Source organism: Marinibacterium sp. SX1 (assembly GCF_050389775.1).
Lineage (GTDB): Bacteria > Pseudomonadota > Alphaproteobacteria > Rhodobacterales > Rhodobacteraceae > Marinibacterium.
Window position 1 is genome coordinate 460,041 of the sequence record NZ_CP177144.1, and the last position, 19,465, is coordinate 479,505.

General features: G+C 68.9%; 19 protein-coding genes. 9 read left to right on the forward strand and 10 right to left on the reverse strand.

Annotated elements, in window-relative coordinates; genetic code table 11:
- Positions 1 to 4: 4 nt before the first annotated feature.
- The 5 genes from ACK3BB_RS02085 to ACK3BB_RS02105 form a co-directional block, all read right to left on the reverse strand.
- Positions 5 to 937: an alpha/beta fold hydrolase gene (locus tag ACK3BB_RS02085; protein WP_428927073.1), complete on the reverse strand. Its 933-nt coding sequence runs from the start codon at positions 935 to 937 to the stop codon at positions 5 to 7.
- Entirely contained in the window at positions 934 to 1,872 is a 939-nt protein-coding gene (locus tag ACK3BB_RS02090; protein ID WP_428927074.1) for an ornithine cyclodeaminase family protein, read from the reverse strand. The genes ACK3BB_RS02085 and ACK3BB_RS02090 overlap by 4 nt, the downstream gene beginning before the upstream one ends.
- Positions 1,869 to 2,489 (reverse strand): HAD family hydrolase, encoded by a 621-nt coding sequence (locus ACK3BB_RS02095; RefSeq protein ID WP_428927075.1) that lies wholly within the window; start codon positions 2,487 to 2,489, stop codon positions 1,869 to 1,871. The genes ACK3BB_RS02090 and ACK3BB_RS02095 overlap by 4 nt, the downstream gene beginning before the upstream one ends.
- A gap of 100 nt (positions 2,490 to 2,589) precedes the next feature.
- Positions 2,590 to 3,420, reverse strand: a complete 831-nt coding sequence (gene fghA, locus ACK3BB_RS02100) for an S-formylglutathione hydrolase (protein WP_428927076.1) — start codon at positions 3,418 to 3,420, stop codon at positions 2,590 to 2,592.
- A 209-nt stretch (positions 3,421 to 3,629) separates the two neighbouring features.
- Positions 3,630 to 4,556 carry an AEC family transporter gene (locus ACK3BB_RS02105; protein WP_428927077.1) on the reverse strand — a complete coding sequence of 309 codons (927 nt, stop codon included), beginning with the start codon at positions 4,554 to 4,556 and terminating at the stop codon, positions 3,630 to 3,632.
- Between the two features lie 232 nt (positions 4,557 to 4,788).
- Here ACK3BB_RS02105 and ACK3BB_RS02110 point away from each other — a divergent pair, with 232 nt between their 5' ends.
- Positions 4,789 to 5,406, forward strand: a complete 618-nt coding sequence (locus tag ACK3BB_RS02110; RefSeq protein WP_428927078.1) for a TetR/AcrR family transcriptional regulator — start codon at positions 4,789 to 4,791, stop codon at positions 5,404 to 5,406.
- An 85-nt stretch (positions 5,407 to 5,491) separates the two neighbouring features.
- Here the strand turns inward: ACK3BB_RS02110 and ACK3BB_RS02115 are convergent, their stop codons facing one another.
- Positions 5,492 to 6,205 (reverse strand): NYN domain-containing protein, encoded by a 714-nt coding sequence (locus ACK3BB_RS02115; RefSeq protein WP_428927079.1) that lies wholly within the window; start codon positions 6,203 to 6,205, stop codon positions 5,492 to 5,494.
- A 146-nt stretch (positions 6,206 to 6,351) separates the two neighbouring features.
- Between ACK3BB_RS02115 and ACK3BB_RS02120 the strand changes: the two genes are divergently transcribed.
- Positions 6,352 to 6,798, forward strand: a complete 447-nt coding sequence (locus ACK3BB_RS02120) for a universal stress protein (RefSeq protein ID WP_428927080.1) — start codon at positions 6,352 to 6,354, stop codon at positions 6,796 to 6,798.
- A 199-nt stretch (positions 6,799 to 6,997) separates the two neighbouring features.
- Here the strand turns inward: ACK3BB_RS02120 and ACK3BB_RS02125 are convergent, their stop codons facing one another.
- Complete coding sequence (locus ACK3BB_RS02125; protein WP_428927081.1) at positions 6,998 to 7,465, reverse strand: c-type cytochrome; 468 nt, start codon at positions 7,463 to 7,465, stop codon at positions 6,998 to 7,000.
- A 174-nt stretch (positions 7,466 to 7,639) separates the two neighbouring features.
- Here ACK3BB_RS02125 and ACK3BB_RS02130 point away from each other — a divergent pair, with 174 nt between their 5' ends.
- Positions 7,640 to 9,376, forward strand: a complete 1,737-nt coding sequence (locus ACK3BB_RS02130) for a Y-family DNA polymerase (protein WP_428927082.1) — start codon at positions 7,640 to 7,642, stop codon at positions 9,374 to 9,376.
- A 251-nt stretch (positions 9,377 to 9,627) separates the two neighbouring features.
- On the forward strand, positions 9,628 to 10,257 hold the full coding sequence (locus tag ACK3BB_RS02135) for a class I SAM-dependent DNA methyltransferase (protein ID WP_428927083.1): 630 nt from the start codon (positions 9,628 to 9,630) through the stop codon (positions 10,255 to 10,257).
- Here ACK3BB_RS02135 and ACK3BB_RS02140 read toward each other — a convergent pair.
- Together ACK3BB_RS02140 and ACK3BB_RS02145 are read right to left on the reverse strand one after the other, a co-directional pair.
- Positions 10,254 to 11,531 carry an MFS transporter gene (locus ACK3BB_RS02140; RefSeq protein WP_428927084.1) on the reverse strand — a complete coding sequence of 426 codons (1,278 nt, stop codon included), beginning with the start codon at positions 11,529 to 11,531 and terminating at the stop codon, positions 10,254 to 10,256. The genes ACK3BB_RS02135 and ACK3BB_RS02140 overlap by 4 nt on opposite strands.
- A 62-nt stretch (positions 11,532 to 11,593) precedes the next feature.
- Positions 11,594 to 12,421, reverse strand: a complete 828-nt coding sequence (locus ACK3BB_RS02145) for a glycoside hydrolase family 25 protein (protein WP_428927085.1) — start codon at positions 12,419 to 12,421, stop codon at positions 11,594 to 11,596.
- Positions 12,422 to 12,569: 148 nt separating this feature from the next.
- Between ACK3BB_RS02145 and ACK3BB_RS02150 the strand changes: the two genes are divergently transcribed.
- Entirely contained in the window at positions 12,570 to 13,460 is an 891-nt protein-coding gene (locus ACK3BB_RS02150; protein ID WP_428927086.1) for a polysaccharide deacetylase family protein, read from the forward strand.
- Positions 13,461 to 13,527: 67 nt separating this feature from the next.
- Here ACK3BB_RS02150 and ACK3BB_RS02155 read toward each other — a convergent pair whose 3' ends face one another.
- Complete coding sequence (locus ACK3BB_RS02155) at positions 13,528 to 14,550, reverse strand: substrate-binding domain-containing protein (RefSeq protein ID WP_428927087.1); 1,023 nt, start codon at positions 14,548 to 14,550, stop codon at positions 13,528 to 13,530.
- A gap of 151 nt (positions 14,551 to 14,701) precedes the next feature.
- Here ACK3BB_RS02155 and ACK3BB_RS02160 point away from each other — a divergent pair, with 151 nt between their 5' ends.
- From ACK3BB_RS02160 to ACK3BB_RS02175, 4 genes are all read left to right on the forward strand, one after another.
- Entirely contained in the window at positions 14,702 to 15,754 is a 1,053-nt protein-coding gene (locus ACK3BB_RS02160) for a Gfo/Idh/MocA family protein (protein ID WP_428927088.1), read from the forward strand.
- Positions 15,751 to 16,683, forward strand: a complete 933-nt coding sequence (locus ACK3BB_RS02165) for a sugar phosphate isomerase/epimerase family protein (protein ID WP_428927089.1) — start codon at positions 15,751 to 15,753, stop codon at positions 16,681 to 16,683. Before ACK3BB_RS02160 ends, ACK3BB_RS02165 begins: the two co-directional genes overlap by 4 nt.
- Positions 16,684 to 16,787: 104 nt before the next feature.
- Positions 16,788 to 17,792, forward strand: coding sequence for a LacI family DNA-binding transcriptional regulator (locus tag ACK3BB_RS02170; RefSeq protein WP_428927090.1), 1,005 nt, complete (start codon positions 16,788 to 16,790; stop codon positions 17,790 to 17,792).
- A gap of 151 nt (positions 17,793 to 17,943) precedes the next feature.
- Positions 17,944 to 19,194 carry an ABC transporter substrate-binding protein gene (locus ACK3BB_RS02175; protein ID WP_428927091.1) on the forward strand — a complete coding sequence of 417 codons (1,251 nt, stop codon included), beginning with the start codon at positions 17,944 to 17,946 and terminating at the stop codon, positions 19,192 to 19,194.
- The last annotated feature ends 271 nt before the right edge of the window (positions 19,195 to 19,465 follow it).

Here is a 19,465-nt window from a genome sequence, read left to right on the forward strand (position 1 = left end):
GGGATCAATCGTCGGCCAAGGTGCCCCGCAGGGCGGCCAGCACGGCATCGGTATGGGTATAGGGCAGCCCGTGCCCCGCGCCGTCGACGACCTCCTGCCGGGCGTGGCGGCTCCATTCCGTCAGCCGGCCCATGGCACTCAGCGGCACGACGGCATCCTCGCGGCCCCAGATCGCAATGACCGGCACGTCGCCCGCCCTCAGCGCCCGGTGATCGGCCTCGAAATCCTCTGACAGGATGCCCCGCAGGCTGGACAGCACCGCCGGCACGAACCCCCGCAGGCCCAGCTCGGCCTGCTGGCGGTCGACGATGCCGCTGACCGTGCTGGGCAGGTCGCGCTCGGCCTCGGTGCCCCGCCGGTGCTGGCCCGGGTAGAAGGCCAGCATCAGCCAGTCGCCCAGCACCGGCACGTCGCGGATCGTCCGGCTCATCCCCCGCAGCTTCAGCCCCATCCCCGCCGGGGCCAGCAGGATCAGCCGCCGGATGCGCTCGGGCGACCGGGCGGCAAAGGCCGTGGCAATCGCCCCGCCCATGGAATAGCCGAACAGCGTGATGTCGTCGTCGATGCCCTCGTGGGCCAGCAGGTCGTCAAGCTGGGTCAGGAAGAACGCCCGGTCCTGCAACCCGCAGGGCCGGTCCGAACAGCCCCGGCCGTAGAGGTCGTAGATCAGCACCCGGTAGCCCCAGCCGGCCAGCCCGCGCGCCAAGCCGCACCAGACGAAAGACGGCGTGGTCAGCCCGTGGACACAGACGGCCACCGGGCCGCGCAGGGGGCCGATCCACTGGTAATGGGTCACGCCCTGCGACAGCTCGGCAAAGTCGCCCTCGGCCGTGCGCCGCTGGCCCGCGTCGATCCGCGGGCGGGTCAGCTCGCGCAGGACCGGCCAGGCCAGCCCCGCGGCCAGCAGCAGGACAACAGCGGCCAGGACCCAGCTCATCCGGCGCGGCCGGGCTCGGCCCCGCCGGTCCAGCAATCCAGGATGTAGCGCGCGGTCATCAGGTCCAGATGCGCCCCGCCGCCGTTCTTGAACAGGGTGATCTCGTCGGCCGTGCCCCGGGTGAACCCGTCGAGCGCGTAATAATCCGCGCGGATGTCGTCGCGCCCGATGACACCCCGGGCCAGCGGCATCTTGAGCTCGCCGATATGGTCGAGCGTCGTGTCATGGCTGTCGACGTAGATCGTCGCCCGTTTCAGCGCCGTGTCGTCGGCCTCGCGCATGTCGGGGCGATAGGCCCCGATCAGGTTGACATGCTGGCCCGGCCGCAGCCAGTCGCCGCGCAGCACCGGATCGGTCGACATGGTCGCGCCCAGCACGATATCGGCCCGCGGCACGGCCTCGGCCAGATCGTCGGCGGCCTCGGCATTGCGATACCTGGCGGCCAGCGCACGGGCCCGGTCGGGCGTGCGGTTCCAGATGCGGAACCGGGCCTGGGGGAACCCGGCGGAAAAGGCCTCGACCAGCGTGCCCGACACCGTGCCGGCGCCCATGATCAGGATCTCGCGCACGTCGCGCGGGGCCAGCCACAGGGCGGCCAGCAGGCTGTCGCCGGCGGTCTTCCACTTGGTCACCAGGTGGAAATCGATCAGCGCGGCCAGCATGCCGTCGTGATCGTCGAACAGCGTCACCGCCCCGTTGACCGACGGCTTGTCGGCCGCGGCATTGCCCGGGAAGATCGTCGCCGTCTTGACCAACTGGCCCAGCCCGTCGATCCAGGCCGCCCGCGACAGCAGCGTGTCGTCGCCGCGATAGAGGAAGGTATCGTCGATCTGGGCCTTGGGCAGGGTGTGCCCCCGGGCCAGGGCCTCGGTCAGCTTGAGCCAGTCGAGCCGCGCCTCGCCCTTGTCGAAGGGGATGTAGGTCGGCGCGCTCATGCCGCTTCCGCCTCGGTCAGCAGGCCATGGCCGACCAGGCAGTCCGCCCAGCCGTCGGGCCCGGTGAACAGATGCGTCTGCCAGCCCCGCGCCTCGGCGGCGGCGATGTTGTCGGGCCGGTCGTCGGCGAACAGCAGCGCGCCCGGGGCGATGCCGCAATCGGCCTCGACCATGCGATAGATCTCGGGGTCGGGCTTGGTCACCTTCATGTGGCCGGACACGTACTTGCGGTCGAAATCGTCGAGGAACGGGTAATGGGTCAGCGCGTAGTCAAAGCTCTCGACCCCGAAATTGGTCAGCGAGAACACCGGGATGCCCTTGGCCCGCAGCGCCGATTGCAACCGCACCGACCGGGCGATGACCGGCTGGGCCATCTCGATCCAGCGGTCGTGCCACATGCGGATCTCGGCCCGCCAGTCGGGGTTGGCCTCGGCCGCGGCATAGACCGTGTCGGTGAAGTGGTGGCCCTTGTCGACCAGGTCGTTCATGCCGTGCAGATCGACGGCCTCGAACATCGCCCGGCGGCGGTCCTCGCCGATCGCGGCATCGTAGAATCGTTCGGGTTGCCATTCGATCAGCACGTTGCCGATGTCGAAGATGACGGCTTCTGGTCGCATTTCTCTGCCCCTTGCGTGGTCAAAAGTCTCCTAGAGACTTTTGGCAAATTTCTTTGAAAGAAATTTGGGGCGCAAGGGGCGGATGGGGTTGGACCCGGTCTCAGGCGAAAAGCGCCTCGGCATGGAAGGCCACGTGCTCTTCCATGAAGCTGGCCACGAAGAAGTAGCTGTGGTCATAGCCCTTCTGCAGGCGGAACGTGGCCGGCTGGCGGCGCGAGGCGATGGCATCGGCCATGATCTCGGGGCGCAGCAGGTCGATGAACTGGTCGGCCGAGCCGGTATCCATCAGCACCGGCCCGTCAAAGCCCTTCTCGCGCATCAGATGCGCGGCATCGTGCTTTTCCCAGGCCGTTTCGGTGCCGCCCAGGTAGGCCGTCAGCTGCTTGCGGCCCCAGTCCGAGCCCATCGGGTTGCAGATCGGCGAAAAGGCCGAGACCGAGCGGAACCGGCCGGGGGTGTTCATGGCGATGGTCAGCGCGCCGTGGCCGCCCATGGAATGGCCGGTGATCGACTGGCGGTCCATGTCGACGGCAAATTCCTTGCCGACCAGGGCGGGCAGCTCGTCGACGATGTAATCCCACATGCGGAAATGGCTGGCCCAGGGGTCCTGGGTGGCATTGACATAGAACCCCGCGCCCTTGCCCAGGTCATAGGCGTCGTCATCGGCCACGTCGTCGCCGCGCGGCGAGGTATCGGGGAAGATCAGCCCGATGCCCTGGTCCGCCGCCCAGGCCTGGGCCCCGGCCTTGGTCATGGCGTTTTCATGGGTGCAGGTCAGGCCAGACAGGTACCACAGCAGCGGCACCGGGCCGTCGGCGGCTTCTTCCGGCAGGAACAGGCCGAAGGTCATGTCGCAATTGCAGGCGTCGGAACGGTGGGTATAGACCCCCTGCGTGCCGCCGAAGCTGCGGTTTTCCGAAACGGTTTCCATTCTGTCTCCCCCTTGGGACCTCATCTGGGTTCGTCCCGTACCTACTAGCCGGCTATCCATCGGTAAAGGCGGACGAAAGGCGCAAGCTGCGTTGGGGGGGGGCGGGACGGTCAGTCGATCGGCGGGCAGGCAACACGGTCAGGCGGACGGGGCCGGCAGGCGGACAAAAGGCGCAGGGTTCGCCGCCTCGGGGACAGGCCGCCGGGCGGTCAGCCGCCGACCCAGGCGATAACCAGCGGCACCGACAGGATGCTGGCCGTGGTCGAAATCAGGATCGCCGCCGACACGCGCTGGGGGGCGATGCCGTAATGCTGGGCCAGCATGAAGACATTGCCGGCCACCGGCAGGGCCGCGGCCGAGATCGTGACCATGGCCGAGAAGGGATCGACGGGGAACAGCCAGAGCACGCCGATGGCCACGAAGAGCGGATGCAGCACCAGCTTGCACAGGCTCAGCCAGCCGGCCACGACCACCCGTTCGGCCGACTTGCTGGCCAGCGAGGCGCCGATGGCAAAGAGCGCGCCGGGCGTGGCCGCTCCGCCCAGGATGACCAGGAATTCGTCCAGCGGCCGGGGGATCGGGATTTCCAGCGCCGACCAGCTCAGCCCGGCAACGATCGACACGATCATCGGGTTCTTCAGCAGGCCCAGCCCGATCTGGCCAAAGGTCGCCAGCCCCAGCCGGCCGGTCCGCCCGGCATTGATCAGGATGACGATCAGGCTGGAAAACACGATCAGGTCGACGGTCAGCACCAGCATGTTCGGCCCGATGGCCGCCTCGCCGAACAGGGTGACGAACATCGGCAGGCCCAGGAACCCGACATTGCCGATCACCGCGCATTGCGATTCGACCGCCGCCGTCTGCATGTCCAGCCCGCGCAGAAAGGCCACGCCCGTGGCCACCAGGTAGATGAAGGCCGTGCCCCACAGATACCCCGCGACAAGGTTCCAATCGAGGATCTCGGCCAGCGACAGCGAGGCCGAGAACCGGAACAGCATGGCCGACAGGGCAAAGAAAAAGACGAACTTGGTCAGGTAGGCCGTGGCTTCCTCGGTAAAGAACCGCTGGCGGCCGGCCAGGAACCCCAGGCCGATGATCGCAAAAAAGGGAAGGGTTCTCAGAAAGATCTCGACCATGGGCAAAGGCGTAGCGAAGCCGGGGGGGTACCGCAAGGCGCGACGCTCATTCGCGGGCGGGCTGATGTGCCGATGCCCATCACGGTGGCCCTGCCATTGCTTACCCAAGGCTTACCCTGGGTCAATTGCACATCATCCGGCCGGACCGGAGCGCGGTATACCGCCGCCTGTGCTTGTCGAAACTGAACTGATCGGTTTATGGTCGGAGCGGGACATTTCAAAGGGACATGACATGGGTGACGCCGCGACCGTGGTGCGCACGGGCCGCAAGTTCGAACAGGTGCTGGCCGGCGCGCGCGAGGTCTTCATGGCCGATGGATTCGAAGGCGCCAGCGTCGATGACATCGCCCGTTCGGCCGGCGTGTCCAAGGCCACGCTCTACAGCTATTTCCCCGACAAGCGCCTGTTGTTCATGGAAGTCGCGCGCCACGAATGCCAGCGCATGGCCGAGGAAACCGCCGCCCGGATCGACCCTGCCGCACCGCCGGCCGACGTGCTGACCATGGCCGCCGTCGAGATCGTCAGCTTCATGCTGTCGGGCTTTGGCCTGCAGGTCTATCGCATCTGCGTGGCCGAGGCCGAACGCTTTCCCGAGCTGGGCCAGGCCTTTTACGAAAGCGGGCCGGTGCGCGGGCGGGAACGGCTGGCCGAGTATTTCCGCCATGCCTGCGCCCAGGGCGAATTGCAGATCGACGACATGGCCCTGGCGGCCGAGCAATTCTCGGAATTGTGCAAGTGCCGGCTGTGGCCCCGGGCGGTCTTTGGCCTGCAGACCGAGTTTTCCCGGGCCGAGATCATCGACGTGGCCCGCGAGGCCACGACCACCTTCCTGGCACGCTACGGCACGTGATGCGCCCGGCCGGCCCGGGCAGATCAGGGGCCCGCGCCACCCAGCCCCGCCAACCAGGGCCGGGCGCAAGCCCGGCCAGAGGCGATCAATCCAGCCGGCGCACCAGCAGCTGGTTGCTGTCGTCGCGCCGGGTTTCCAGCGTGCGGATGGCGCGGATCAGGTCGGACAGCTTGCGCTTGCCATAGGACCGCGTGTCGAAATCGGGGTTGGACGCGGTGATGAACTGGCCGATCGGCCCCAGCGCGTACCAATCGTCTTCCTGTTCGATCGTGTCCATCGCCCGGTAGACCAGGTCGCGCACCTCGTTGATCGACCGTTGCGTCTTGGGCGGCTCGTCGGCGGGCTTTTCGCCCTCGGCCCCGATATTTTCCAGGAAGATGAAGCGCTTGCATGCCTTGCGGAAGGCTTCGGGCGTGTTCATCTTGCCCATGCCGTAGACATCCAGCCCCTGTTCCCGCAGGCGTGAGGCCAGGCGGGTGAAATCGCTGTCGGACGACACCAGGGCAAAGCCGTCGAACCGGCCGGAATGCATCAGGTCCATGGCGTCGATGACCAGCGCGATGTCGCTGGCGTTCTTGCCCACGGTATTGGCCGGCTGGTGATGGGGCACCAGGCCGAATTCGGCCTGGACCTTCGACCATCCCGCCATCTGCTGGCTGGAAAAGTCGCCATAGCAGCGCCGGACCGACGCTTCGCCCAGGCGGGCGATCTCGTCGAAGATGGCCTTGGCATAGCGGGGCGAGGTGTTGTCGGCGTCGATCAGGACGGCGATCAGCGGGGTATCGGTGCGATCAGTCATGGGGCCTCTCTACGCGTGCGACGCCGGGCCGGCCAGATCCCGCGCAGCCCCCGGACAAGATTTCCATTCCCGCGCTTGACGCAGGTCAAGGCGATGCCAAGCTTTTATCCTGTACCAAGTGTATCATACAGCCCCAGGAGGTTCTCATGTTTGAAACGATTGTTGTCGGCGTGGACGGGTCCGAAGCCTCGGACAAGGCCATTCGCATGGCCTGTGACCTGGCGCAGAAATACGGCACCGACCTGCACCTGGTGCATTCGCCCCAGCCGGAAACGGCGGTCTATGCCACGGCGGCTGTGGCCGGGTTCCCGGCCGTGGCCGAAATGCCGACCCAGGACGAGCTGGACCAGGCCGGCGAAGAGATCATGAAACTGGCGCTGGCGATCACGGCCGGGGCCGGGCTGACCGATGTGCAGACCCACATGCTGCGCGGCGATCCGGCCAACGAGCTGATCGATTGTGCCGCCCGGGTGGGCGCCGACCTGATCGTGACCGGCCGACGGGGGCTGGGCAACCTGGCCGGGCTGGTGCTGGGCTCGACCTCGCAGCGCATCATGCATCATGCCAAATGCGCCGTGCTGACCGTGGCCTGACGGGCCATTGACATGCCGCTGACCGACCAATGAAGGGGCCGTGACCGGGCGCCCGCGCGGCTGCCCTGCCCGGCGCGACAGGCGCGGGCCCCCATTCGGATGACCACCCGGCCCTCGCGGCCGGGTGTTTCCGTTTCCACAACCCGAACGGGCCATGCCGCGTCCCGCCGCCGGGCGGGGTGGCGCGCGGCGTGGCGGATCACTCGCGATAGGTGGAATGGCAGGCCTTGCAGGTGCCGCCGATCTGGCCCAGGGCCGGGCCGACCGAGCCGGCGTCCGTCAGCGAGGCCTGGGCCGCGGTGGCGGCGTTTTCCAGGTCCATGGCCTTGGCCGCGAAATCGTCCCACTGGTCCCAGATGATCGGCTTGGCCTCGGATTCCGGGTCGTCTTCCTGCGGTTCGAACAGCGCCGGGATCTTGGCAGCCTCGGCGGCCATGGTCGCGGCGGCGGCCTGTGCGGCGGCGGCGTCAAAGGCCGTTGCGCCCTTCGCCATGTCACCCAGCACCTTGGTCTGGGCGCCGATGACCTTCATGGCCTCCATGCGGGCCTTCACGGCGGGGTTGGAAGCGTCGCTATGGGCATCCGTGGCCGAGGCGATGGTCAGGGTTGCGCCAAGCGCCGCGACAAAGGCGGTCGACAGGGCAATCGCGGTGATCTTGCTGGTCATGGGATATCCTCATGGTTCTGGCAGATCGACAATGCGGAGATTCCGGCAACATATCCACGTTTGGCCCGGCTGCTGGCGAAACTGTGATCGCCCTGCCCGAAGACGCGGCAGGATCTCGACTCTGCGGGGCGACTCGCGGTAGAAATGAGAACATAGTGTGAACATCTGCTGCCAATGCCCAAACGCCGTATCCTTTCGCTCTGGTTTCCCCGCCTTGGCGCGGACCGTCTCATGCGCGCCGCCCGGGGCACGCTGGACGCGCCGCTGGCCGTGGTCGAGGACCGGGGCAACATGCAGCTGGTGTCCTCGGTCAATGCGCCGGCCTTTGCCGCGGGCATCCGCCGGGGCCAGCCGGTGCGCGATGCCCATGCCATGTGTGCCGGGCTGCTGACCCGGGCGCGCAATGCCCCGGCCGAGGCGGCCTTTCTCGGCGCGCTGCGCCGCTGGGCCGGCAAGTTCAGCCCCTGGGTGGCCGAGGAACCGCCCGACGGGCTGGTCATCGACCTGTCGGGCTGCGCGCATCTCTTTGGCGGCGAAGAGGCGTTGATGGACGTGGTCGAGGCCGATTGCGCCGAGATGGGGCTGACCGTGCGGCTGGGCCTGGCCGATACGCTGGGCGCGGCCTGGGCGCTGGCGCGGTATGCCGGGGCGGCGCCGGCGTCGGTGCGCTCGGGCGATGCGATCGAACAGGAGGCCCGGGCGACGCGGGCGCGGGCCTCGCGCCGCAAGCACTGGACCCGGGGCGGGCCGGCGCCGGAGGCCGGGGTCGGAGCATCGGGGCCCGGATCGCGCAACGGATCGCGCAACGGATCGCCCCCCGGATCGCGCGCCGGATCGGGCGTCGGGTCGGGGCCCGGACGGGTCGCGCGGATCGCGCCGCCGGGCCAGAGCCACGGGGCGCTAGGCCCGCTGCCCGTGGCGGCGCTGCGGCTGGATGGCGACACGGCGACCCAGCTGGGCCGGCTGGGCCTGCGGCGGATCGGGGATCTCCTGGGCCAGCCGCGGGCCGGGCTGGCCCGGCGTTTCGGCACCGGGCTGGTGCTGCGGCTGGACCAGACCATGGGATCGGCGCCCGAGCCGGTCTCGCCCGCCGCTCCGCCCGACCATTTCGCCGTGCGGATGACCTTTCCCGAGCCGATCGGGCTGGTCGCGGACATGATGGCGGCCATCGACCGGATGCTGCCCCGGCTGGCCGACAAGCTGGAGGACAAGGGCCGGGGGATGCGCCGGCTGCGGCTGGAGGCCCATCGCACCGACCAGGCGGCCGAGGTGGTCGAGCTGGGCTTTGCCCGACCGACCCGGGCGCCGCACCGGATCCGGCCGCTGGTCGAGATGAAGCTGGACGGGATCGACGCGGGTTTTGGCATCGACATGCTGCGGCTGGAGGCGGTGGCGACCGAGCCGGTCCACGAAGGCGACCGGACCGGCCACCTGAAGGCCGGCCAGGCCGTGCGCGAGCGGCTGGAGGGCAACAGCGCGCTGGACGACCTGGTGGCCCGGCTGGGCGCGCGGGTCGGGCTGGAGGCGATCACCCGGCTGCACCCGGTGTCCAGCCATATTCCCGAGAAGACGGCCCAGGTCATGGCCGCGGCCTGGTCGGCCCCGGCACGCGACTGGCCCGCACCCGACCGGGCGCGGCCGCTGACCCTGTGGCGGCCCGAGCCGGTGACGGCGCCCGACCGGCCGGACCTGCCCGAACGGTTCCGCTGGCGCGGCCGGGACCGGGTGCTGGCCGCGGCCAGCGGGCCGGAACGGATCGCGCCGGAATGGTGGCTGGACGAGCCCGACTGGCGCAGCGGGGTGCGCGACTACTGGGTGGTGACCACGGCGGCTGGCGAGCGGCTGTGGCTGTATTATGCCCATGGCGGGACGATGTCGGCGGGCTGGTTCTGCCAGGGGGCCTTTGCCTGAGCGGGGGCCTTGGGTGCCCGTGCAGGGCGGAGAGCACGACGTTACGGAGCGCCCTTGCCGGACCCATCGGGCGACCGGAGGATCACGGCGTCACGCAGCGCCCATGCCGGACGCGCGGACGGGCGGAGGGACCGGCGTCACGGGGCGCCCTTGCCGGGCGATCGGGCGGGCGGAGGGGCCGGCGACGGGTATTTGGGCCAAGAAGAAGCAGGGAGGTTGCGCTTTGGACCAAGGCGGGGTTTGCTGGGGCCATGAGTAGCGAAGATCCTGATCTGACCGCCGCCTATGCCCTGCAGACCCCCGACGACAACCGGGCGCTTTATGCCCGCTGGGCCAGGGATTACGACACCGATTTCGCCGCGGCCGAGGCCTATGCCCTGCCGCAGGCCACCGCCCGGGCCTTTGTCGGGGCCGGGGGACAGGGCCCCGTGCTGGACGTGGGCGCGGGCACCGGCCTGTGCGGCGTGGCGCTGGCCGAGGCCGGGTCCGGGCCGGTCGACGGGGTCGACATCTCGGCCCAGATGCTGGAGGTCGCGCGGGACAAGGGTGTCTATCGCGGGCTGATCGAGGCCGATCTCTATGCCGGGGTGGCCTGCGACGACGGGTGTTATGCCGGGGTGGTGTCGTCGGGCACGTTCACCCATGGCCATGTCGGCCCCGAAGTGCTGGACGAGGTGCTGCGCCTGGCCGCGCCGGGGGCGGTGCTGGCCCTGGCCATCAACGCGGCGCATTACGAGGCCCATGGCTTTGCCGCCGCGCTCGACCGCCTGGCTCCGCAGATCCGCGACCTGGACCTACCCGAGGTGCGGATCTATGGCCCGGCGGCCCAGGGCGCGCATCGCGACGACATGGCGCGCATCGCGGTGTTCCGCAAGCGCTAGGCCTCGACGGGCCGCGCCGCGCCGCCGCGCGGGTGGCGCGCGCGGTAGAGCAGCAGGGCCATGATCGCGACATTGAGGGCGTTCCAGGCGATGCCGTTGACAAAGGCCAGGCGATAGCTGCCCGACAGGTCGTAGATCCAGCCGCTCATCCAGCCGCCCAGGCCCATGCCGAAGATGGTCATCATGATGACAAAGCCGACCCGGCGCCCGGCCTCGCGGGCGGGCATGTATTCGCGCACGACAAGAGCATAGGACGGCACGATGCCGCCCTGGCTGAGCCCGAAGACCGTCGAGACGACGTAAAGCGGGACCAGCCCGTCCCAGGGCAGGTAGAGCACCAGGGCCAGGCCCTGCAGGACCGAGCCGATCAGCAGGGTGCGCACGCCGCCCAGGCGATCGGCCACCACGCCCGAGAGCACCCGGCTGACCACCCCGCCGAGCAGCATCAGCGACAGCATCTCGGCGCCGACGGCCGGGCCATAGCCCAGGCCCACGCAATAGGCCACGATATGGACCTGGGGCATGGCCATGGCCACGCAGCAGGCGATGCCGGCCAGGCCAAGGACCAGCTGCAGGGCGCGGGGCGACAGGCCGACACTGCCCGCCCGCCCGGCCGCGGCGGCCTCGGCCAGGCCATGGGCCGCGGCGGGCAGCGACCGGCGCAGCAGGAAGGCCATGGGGATGACAACGGCCAGGGTGACCAGGGCCAGGATGACATAGACCGTCCGCCAGCCGTCTTCGGCCAGGGGCGCGGCCAGGATCGTCGGCCAGAGCGCGCCCGAGAGGTAATTGCTGCTGGCGGCCAGGCCCACGGCGATGCCCCTGCGGCGCAGGAACCAGTGCGAGATATCGGCCATGAGCGGCCCGAACCCGGCGGCCGATCCGACGCCCAGCAGGACATGGGCGGCCGACAGGGTGACCAGCCCGGGCGACAGGACGGCCAGGCCATAGGCCAGGGCCGACATCACGGCCGAGGCGATCAGCGACCGGGTGATGCCGATGCGGTCGACCATCCGGCCGATCAGCAGGTTGCCCAGGCCGAACCCGATCATCGTCAGGGTGAAAGGCACCGAGGCCTCGGCCCGGGTCAGGCCGAATTCGGCCTCGACGGCGGGCATGATCAGGATGACGGCCCACATGCCCACGTTGGCCACGATTCCGACAGCAATGGTCAGGGCCAGGCGCAGCCAGGAATAGGCGCTGTCATGGGGCGACGGATCGGGCGACGGATCGGGCGGGGCAGAAAACGGGGCCTGGGGGGAAACGGGACACATCGGCGCACGCTAGTCGCGCCGATGAAGGTTTCCAAGCCCGGAAACGGGCGGCCGGGCGCGGGTCAGCGCGCCCAGGACGAGAAGGCCTCGGCACTGCCCCTGAAGACATTGATGTCCACCGGGCCCGACACGCCGGGCACCGAGCCGGTGCCGGTATATTGCCAGATCAGCCAGGGCTGGCCCGGATAGGTCTGGTGCGGTTCGCCGGCGACCGAGCGCAGCCAGAAATCCACCCGGCGCAGGCGGCCGATATAGGTGTCGCGATGGAAATCGATGGCCGTGTAGATCACCGGGCGGCGGCCGTAATGCTGTTCGATCATGCGCACGAACCGCTCGGCCTCGGACCGGACGACAGCGGCCGGCGGGCGCTTGGTGCAGGTCGGCGAGAAGGGGTTCCATTCCATGTCCAGCACCGGCGGCAGGGCCTGGGGATCGCGGGGCACGTTCTCGATGAACCAGCGGGCCTGTTCCTCGGCGGAGCGGCAGAAGTAATAGAAATGGTAGGCTCCGCGCGGGATGCCCGCCCGCCGGGCGTTGCGCCAGTTTTCCTTGAACCTGGGGTCCAGCAGGTCGGCGCCTTCGGTGGCCTTGATATAGGCAAAGGAAATGCCCGCCCGGCGCACCTGTTGCCAGTCGATCGTGCCCTGGTAGCGCGCGACGTCGATGCCGTGGATGGCATAGCGGTCGGGCCCGGCGCCGTCCCAGGCATGGGGGGCGTAATCGTCGAACCGCCCGGCTTCCAGCGGGCGGCGGCCATCCGACGGCACCGTCTCGACCGGCGCGCGGTTGCCACAGGCCACGATGGCCAGGCCCAGCGTCAGGGCGGCGATCCAGCGCCGGCCACGCGGGTTTCGGGGATTGGTTTGCCTGTCGTGCCGCATCACACTCATACCCTGCTCACCTCCGGCCGGTTTGCCCGCCTTTGAGGCAGAGTATAGCGCCCGCGCCGGCATCCGGCCACTGAAACAGCGGCGGATTTGCGCCCGGGCAAGGGCGGGGCTAAGGCTTTTGGACACAAGGGAAAAAGGGGCAAACCGGATGAACGACCTGCCGGGCCACGGGCGTTTCGACTATGTGCCGATCCGCGGACGGCCGGTCTATGACTGGCCGAACGGGCGGCGGCTAGCGGTCTATATCGGGCTGAACCTGGAACATTTCGCCTTTGGCGAAGGGCTGGGCGCCGAGCTGGCGCCGGGCGGGCCGCAGCCGGACGTGCTGAACTATGGCTGGCGCGATTACGGCAACCGGGTCGGGGCCTGGCGGATGCTGGACATGTTCGATGGGCTGGACATGGCCTGCTCGACCCTGGTCAATGCCTCGCTCTACAGCTATTGCCCTGAATTGGTTCAGGCTTTTTCCGCCCGGGGTGACGAGATCCTGGGCCATGGGCGGACCAATTCGGAACGGCAGGGCGTGATGGACGAGGCCGGCGAAGCCCGGCTGATCGCCGAGACGACGGATGTGATCACGAGGGCCGAAGGCAAACGGCCCGACGGCTGGCTGGGGCCGTGGATCTCGGAAAGCCGGGCCACGCCGGACCTGCTGGCCGAGGCGGGCTATTCCTACGTGCTGGATTGGTGCATGGACGACCAGCCGGTTTGGATGAAGACCCGGGCCGGGCGCATTCTGGCGGTGCCTTATCCGCAGGAAATCAACGACATACCGGCCATCGTCGCGCGCCGGGCCGGGGCGTCGGAATTCGCCGACATGATCGTCGACAATTTCGACGAGATGCGCGAACAGGCCGATGATGGCCCGCTGGTCATGGGCATCGCGCTGCATCCCTATATCGTCGGACAGCCCTTCCGGTTGCGCCAGCTGCGCCGGGCGCTGGCCCATATCGCGGCCTGCCGCGACGATATCTGGCTGACCCGGGCCGGCGACATCGCCGCCCATTGCCGGTCGCTGCCCGAAGGCATGGTGCCCTGAGACCGGGACAAGCCCCTGAGAAGCTTAGGCATTTGCAACTGGCTGGAATTTGGCGGCCAGGCGGCGCTCATGGCGGCGGCTGAACGCTGTCGGCAGGCACCCAGGTCATCGGCCAGATCCGGCCGCGGGGCATGTCGCCCGACCCGGCCGTTGCGATCTGGCGCACGGTTTCGCCCACGGCCTGGCCCAGGGCGCGGATGTCGAGGCCGAAACAGGCCAGCGACGGGCTGAGAAAGCGCAATTGGGGGTTCTGGCGGAAGCCGATGACCGACAGGTCGCGGCCCGGGGTCAGCCCGGCGGCCTGCAGGCCGGAATAGACCCCGATGGCCATCAGCTCCTGGCCAAGCAGCACGGCGGTGGGCCGGTCGGCCATGGCCAGCAGCTGTTCGGCCACGGCCAGCCCGCCGTTCTCGCTGGCCGAGGCGCGCAGCACCAGGGCGTCGTCGAAGGGCAGGCCATGGGCGGCCAGGGCCGCGCGGTAGCCGTCGATATAGACCCGGGCCAGGTTCACGTCGCGACGCGGGGCGGCGATGGCGATGCGGCGATGACCCAGCCGGGCCAGCTCGGCCACCGACGCCCGGGCCACTCCGTCGAAATCGAGGTCTATCCAGGGATAATCCCCCGGGGTTTCCGACCGGCCCAGGGCCAGGAAGGGCATGCCGTCCTCGACCAGCAAGGCAATCCGGGCGTCCTGGCGCCGGGTGGCGGTGATAACCAGGGCATCGACCGACCGGCGGGCGACCTGGCGGCGCAGGAACTCGATCGGGTCGTCGGCCGACCGGCAGGGCAGCAGCACGATATCGGGACCCTGGCTGCCCAGGGTTTCCTGCATGGCGTCGATCAGGTGCATGAAGAACGTGTCACCGCCCAGCGTGCTGGCATTGCCGGTTTCCAGCACCATGCCGATCGTGTTGGTCCGCCCGTGGCGCAGGCTGCGCCCGGCCTGGTTCGGCCGATAGCCCAGTTCGCGCGCGGCATCCAGCACCCGGCGGCGGGTCTTTTCGCTGACATCCGGCTTGGCGTTCAGCGCCCGGGACACGGTGCCGATGGACAGGTCGAGATGGCGGGCAAGCGCCTTGATGCCGGTCACTGAGACCTCCTCCGTAAACGTTTCAAATTAGGTTTTGACACGGAAAAGATTCCTTGGGTAGTGTCGTAAACGTTTACGGGCGACTCGATGGAGGATCGACCGCCCGGCAGGAGGACGCCCCGAACGGGGCGATCAGAGGGGGAGGAGCGCCATGCTGCGGGCCGTTATGGTGGGCTGCGGACAGATGTCGAACGGCTGGCTGACAGCCATCCGCGAGACACCGGCCCTGGCCGATGGGCTGGAGATAGCCGGGCTGGTCGACCTGGATCCGGCCGTGGCCGCGACCCGGGCGGCCGGGCATGGGCTGACGGTGCCGACGGGGGCCGACCTGGGTGCCATGCTGGAGAAAGTGCAGCCGGACGTGGTGTTCGACCTGGTGGTGCCGCCGGCCCGCCGGGGCGTTGTCGAAACGGCCTTTGCCCATGGCTGCGACGTGCTGTCGGAAAAGCCCATGGCCAACAGCCTGGCCGAGGCCCGCGCCCTGCTGGACCTGGCGCAGCGCCACGGGCGGCTGCATGCCATCGTGCAGAACCGGCGCCACCTGCCGGGCATCCGCCAGGTGCGGGCGCTGATCGACCGGGGCGACCTGGGCGAGATCACCGGGCTGCATGCCGATTTCTTCCTCGGCCCGCGCTTTGGCGGGTTTCGCGAAGAGATGGCGCATGTGCTGCTCCTGGACATGGCCATCCATACCTTCGATGCCGCGCGCTACCTGCTGCCCTCCGAACCGGTGGCTGTCTATTGCCAGGAAACCAATCCCAGGGGCTCTTGGTTTGCCCGCGATGCCGCCGCCAACGCCTTGTTCGACTGCGCCGGCGGCGAGGTCTTTACCTATCGCGGGTCGTGGTGCGCCGAGGGCGCGCCGACCAGCTGGGAAAGCGGTTGGCGCATCACCGGCACGCGGGGCTCCCTGCTGTGGGACGGCAACCTTGGCCTGACCGGCGCCTGCCGCGACGATGCCGCCCCGGCCGACGGGCTATTCCGCCCGACCCGGCCGATCGTGCCGCCCCCCGCCCCGGCCCTGGCGGCCGAGGGCCATGCCGGGGTGATCCTGGATTTCATAACCGCCCGCGCCGCGTCGCGGGATCCGCTCTCGGTCAACACCGACAACATCCGAAGCCTGGCCATGGTCTTTGCCGCGATCGAGAGCGCGGAAACCGGCCGGCGCGTGGACTTCGGCACAGGACAAGAGGCCATCGCATGAGCAACGCCGCCACATCCATCCGCATCGGCACCATGGTCAGCGCATCCGGGGGCGAGGCCGCCGACCGGATTGGCGAAATCGCCGACATGGGGTTCGAAAGCTTCGAGCCGTTCTTCTGGCAGACAACCAACGGCCAGGACCTGGCAGACCTGGGCAAGCGCTGCCGCGAGGCGATCGGCGACCGGGACATCACGATGTCGACCCTGGGCATGTTCGGCAACCCGCTGTGCGACGAGCCGCTCGACCGCGACACCCTGCAGGGCTGGAAGGATTGCATCGACAACGCCCACCATTTCGGGGCGACCTGCGTGGCGGGCTTTACCGGCCGCCTGCGCGGCCAACCGCTTGAGGACAGCCTGCCGAAATACCGCGAGGTCTGGTCCGAGCTGGCAAGGCGCGCGGCCGACAAGGGGGTAAAGATCGCCTTCGAGAATTGCGCGATGGATGGCAACTGGCAGACCGGCGACTGGAACATCGCGCATAACCCGGATGCCTGGGAGATGATGTTCAACGAAACGCCCGACGACAACCTGGGCATCGAATGGGAACCCTGCCACCAGCTGGTCTACCTGATCGACCCGCTGCCGCAGATCCGCAAATGGGCCGACCGGATCTTTCACGTCCACGGCAAGGACGCGACCGTGCGCTGGGAGGTGATCCGCGAGCACGGGATCTTCGGCAAGCATGATTTCGTCTGGATGCGCACCCCGGGCTTTGGTGATTCGAACTGGACCGACATCATCTCGGAACTGCGGCTGGCCGGCTATTCCGGGGCCATCGACATCGAGGGCTGGCACGATCCGGTCTATCGCGACGCGCTGGAAATGACCGGCCAGATCCATGCGCTGAACCATCTCAAGCGCTGCCGTGGCGGGGATTTCGTCGATGTCTCAGCGGAATACGGCGGCGGCGATCCGTCGCTGGCCTGAACCGGCAAGCCGAGGGGGCGGCCATGAGCATCCACTGGTCCTTGACAGGTCAAGAGAAAACGGTTTCCCTGCATGGGAAAACGTTTTCTCAGGAGGAGGAGAGCGTGAGCGAACCGGTGCGGATACGGCTGTCGGACGTGGCGGCCGAGGCGGGGGTCAGCCTGGCCACGGCGTCCAAGGCGCTGAACGGCACGGGGCGGATGACCGACCAGACCCGCGACCGGGTGAAACAGGCGGCCGACCGGCTGGGCTTTCGGCCCAATGCAATGGCCCGGGCGCTGATCCGCCAGCGCTCGATGACCGTGGGGCTGCTGACCAACGACAGCTACGGGCGGTTCACCATGCCGGTCATGGCCGGGGTGGCCGCGGCGCTGGTCGACGAGGGCATATCGGTCTTCATGTGCAACATCGAGGACGACGCCCAGGCCGGGCGGCTGCATCTCGACGCGATGCTCGACAAGCAGGTCGACGGGATCATCCTGACCGGCAAGCGCATCGACACGGCGCTGCCGGTCGACCTGGAGGGGCTCAGCATCCCGGTGGTGCACGTCTTTACCAAGGCCCCGCCCGACACGGTGTCGCTGGTGTCCGACGATGCCCAGGGCGCCGGCGAGGCGGTGCGCTGGATCGCCGGGCTGGGCCGGCAGCGGCTGGCCCATGTGACCGGCCCGGCCGATTTTGCCTCGGTTGCCGAACGGGCCCGGGCCTTTGCCGAGGTAGCCGGGCCCGACGCGCCCGTGCTGCACGGCCCCTGGAGCGAGGCCTGGGGCCACGAAGCCGTTGACCGGCTGTGGCGGGGCGGCGGGACGGTGCCCGACGGGATCTTCTGCGGCAATGACCAGATCGCCCGGGGCGTCATCGACGCGCTGCGCGAACGGGGTGTCGACGTGCCCGGCGACGTGTCGGTCGTGGGCTTCGACAACTGGGACATCGTGGCGGCGGCGACACGGCCGCCCCTGACCAGCGTCGACATGAACCTCAAGGCCCTCGGCCGCGAGGCCGGTCGGCTGATCCGGGCGCTGGCCGAGGGCCAGCCAGTCGCCCCGGGCCTGCGGCGCATGCCCTGCCGGCTGGTGGTGCGCCGCTCCTGCGGCGGCGGAGAGACATGACGGCCCGCCGGGCGCCAAGCGGCGGCCCGGCGACAGGACGGACAACAGGCCCCGTCGGACGGTGAAGAGGACACCGCCCGACGGGGATCGCCGGACACGGGCGCAGCCCCCGGCACAAACCGCGGCCACGGCCGCAACAGGGAGGAAGGGAATGACACGTAACAGATTGAGACCCGCGCACAGGAGCGGCACGGCGCTGTCGGCGCTGGCCCTGGCGGCAGCCACCCTGGCCGGGGCGGCCCGGGCCGAAGACGTGACGATCACGGTCTGGTCCATCGACGGCTTCAACCAGGTCGGCCCGTCGGACACCTTTTCGAAGGAATTCGACGAGATGGACAACGGCATCAAGGTCGAATACCGCGCCTTGCAGTTCGACCAGATCGTCAACGAGACCCTGCGCGCCTTCGCCACGGGCAACGCGCCGGACATCGTCAGCCTGGACAACCCCGATTTCGCGCTGTTCTCGTCGCGCGGGGCCTTCCTGGACATCACCGACATGGCCGCGCAGAGCGACATCATCAATCCCGAGGCCTATTTCGACGGCCCGCTGAATTCGGTGTCCTGGGACGGGCGGCTCTACGGCGTGCCGAAATACACCGACACCATCGGCGTGTTCTACAACAAGGACATGTTCGCCGAGGCCGGGATCACCGAACCGCCGGTGACCTGGGCGCAATACGAGGATTACGCCAGCCGCCTGGCCAAGCCCGATGCGGGGATCTACGGCGCGACGTTCTCGGCCCGGGGCAACGAGGAAGGTACCTTTCAGTTCCTGCCCCTGATCCAGATGTCGGGCGGGTCCTACGAGGACGTCAACACCGAGGGCGCCCGCGAGGCGCTGGCGATGATGAAACGCATGATCGACGGGTCGGTCGCCTCGCCCGACGTGCTGTCCTATGGCCAGTGGGATTCGACGGGCACGTTCAATTCGGGCAATGCCGCCATGGCCATTTCCGGCCCGTGGGAGATCGACCGCATGGTCGAGGATGCCGATTTCGAATGGGGCGTGACGCTGTTGCCGGTCTTCGAGGAAGGTGGCGACCGGTCGTCGGCCCTGGGCGGGTTCAACCTGGGGATCATGTCGACGACGAAACACCCCGAGGAAGCCTTCAAGGTGCTGGAATACATGGTCAGCCAGGACGACCGGCTGTTCCCCGATTTCGGCTACCTGCCGACGCGCTCGGACATCGAACTGCCCGAAAGCGGCATCGCCGAGAAGGATGCCGCCCTGGCGGTGTTCCAGGACCAGCTGCAATATGCCCAGCCGCGCGGGCCGCATCCGGAATGGCAGAAGATCTCGAAGGCGATCTATGACGCCATGCAATCGGCCCTGACCGGCCAGACCACGCCCGACCAGGCGCTGGAACAGGCCCAGGGCACGATCGACAAGATCGTGAACTGATCCGGCGCCCCGCCCCGGGCCGCGATGGCACGCGTGGCACGGGGCGGGGCCGCAGGGCGGCCCGATCAGCTTGATCGGACCGCACCGGACAACGCCGGACCAGGCAGCCAGACAGGCCGGACGGGCCGGGCAAAGCCAGACAGGCCGCGCCAAGCCGGACGGGTCAACCAAGTCGGACGGGACCAGACGGGTCAGACGGGTCAGACGGGTCAGACGGGTCAGACGGGTCAGACGGGCAAGCCGCACGGACCGCGGGCAACTGCAAGGCCCT

Bases quoted from the DNA above. Each gene is read 5' to 3' on its own strand.
- ACK3BB_RS02140 (WP_428927084.1), bottom strand. From the start codon at position 11,531: ATGTGTCCCGTTTCCCCCCAGGCCCCGTTTTCTGCCCCGCCCGATCCG.
- ACK3BB_RS02095 (WP_428927075.1), bottom strand. From the start codon at position 2,489: ATGCGACCAGAAGCCGTCATCTTCGACATCGGCAACGTGCTGATCGAA.
- fghA (WP_428927076.1), bottom strand. From the start codon at position 3,420: ATGGAAACCGTTTCGGAAAACCGCAGCTTCGGCGGCACGCAGGGGGTC.
- ACK3BB_RS02145 (WP_428927085.1), bottom strand. From the start codon at position 12,421: ATGAGTGTGATGCGGCACGACAGGCAAACCAATCCCCGAAACCCGCGT.
- ACK3BB_RS02175 (WP_428927091.1), top strand. From the start codon at position 17,944: ATGACACGTAACAGATTGAGACCCGCGCACAGGAGCGGCACGGCGCTG.
- ACK3BB_RS02120 (WP_428927080.1), top strand. From the start codon at position 6,352: ATGTTTGAAACGATTGTTGTCGGCGTGGACGGGTCCGAAGCCTCGGAC.
- ACK3BB_RS02150 (WP_428927086.1), top strand. From the start codon at position 12,570: ATGAACGACCTGCCGGGCCACGGGCGTTTCGACTATGTGCCGATCCGC.
- ACK3BB_RS02105 (WP_428927077.1), bottom strand. From the start codon at position 4,556: ATGGTCGAGATCTTTCTGAGAACCCTTCCCTTTTTTGCGATCATCGGC.
- ACK3BB_RS02160 (WP_428927088.1), top strand. From the start codon at position 14,702: ATGCTGCGGGCCGTTATGGTGGGCTGCGGACAGATGTCGAACGGCTGG.
- ACK3BB_RS02125 (WP_428927081.1), bottom strand. From the start codon at position 7,465: ATGACCAGCAAGATCACCGCGATTGCCCTGTCGACCGCCTTTGTCGCG.
- ACK3BB_RS02090 (WP_428927074.1), bottom strand. From the start codon at position 1,872: ATGAGCGCGCCGACCTACATCCCCTTCGACAAGGGCGAGGCGCGGCTC.
- ACK3BB_RS02130 (WP_428927082.1), top strand. From the start codon at position 7,640: ATGCCCAAACGCCGTATCCTTTCGCTCTGGTTTCCCCGCCTTGGCGCG.
- ACK3BB_RS02115 (WP_428927079.1), bottom strand. From the start codon at position 6,205: ATGACTGATCGCACCGATACCCCGCTGATCGCCGTCCTGATCGACGCC.
- ACK3BB_RS02165 (WP_428927089.1), top strand. From the start codon at position 15,751: ATGAGCAACGCCGCCACATCCATCCGCATCGGCACCATGGTCAGCGCA.
- ACK3BB_RS02110 (WP_428927078.1), top strand. From the start codon at position 4,789: ATGGGTGACGCCGCGACCGTGGTGCGCACGGGCCGCAAGTTCGAACAG.
- ACK3BB_RS02085 (WP_428927073.1), bottom strand. From the start codon at position 937: ATGAGCTGGGTCCTGGCCGCTGTTGTCCTGCTGCTGGCCGCGGGGCTG.
- ACK3BB_RS02135 (WP_428927083.1), top strand. From the start codon at position 9,628: ATGAGTAGCGAAGATCCTGATCTGACCGCCGCCTATGCCCTGCAGACC.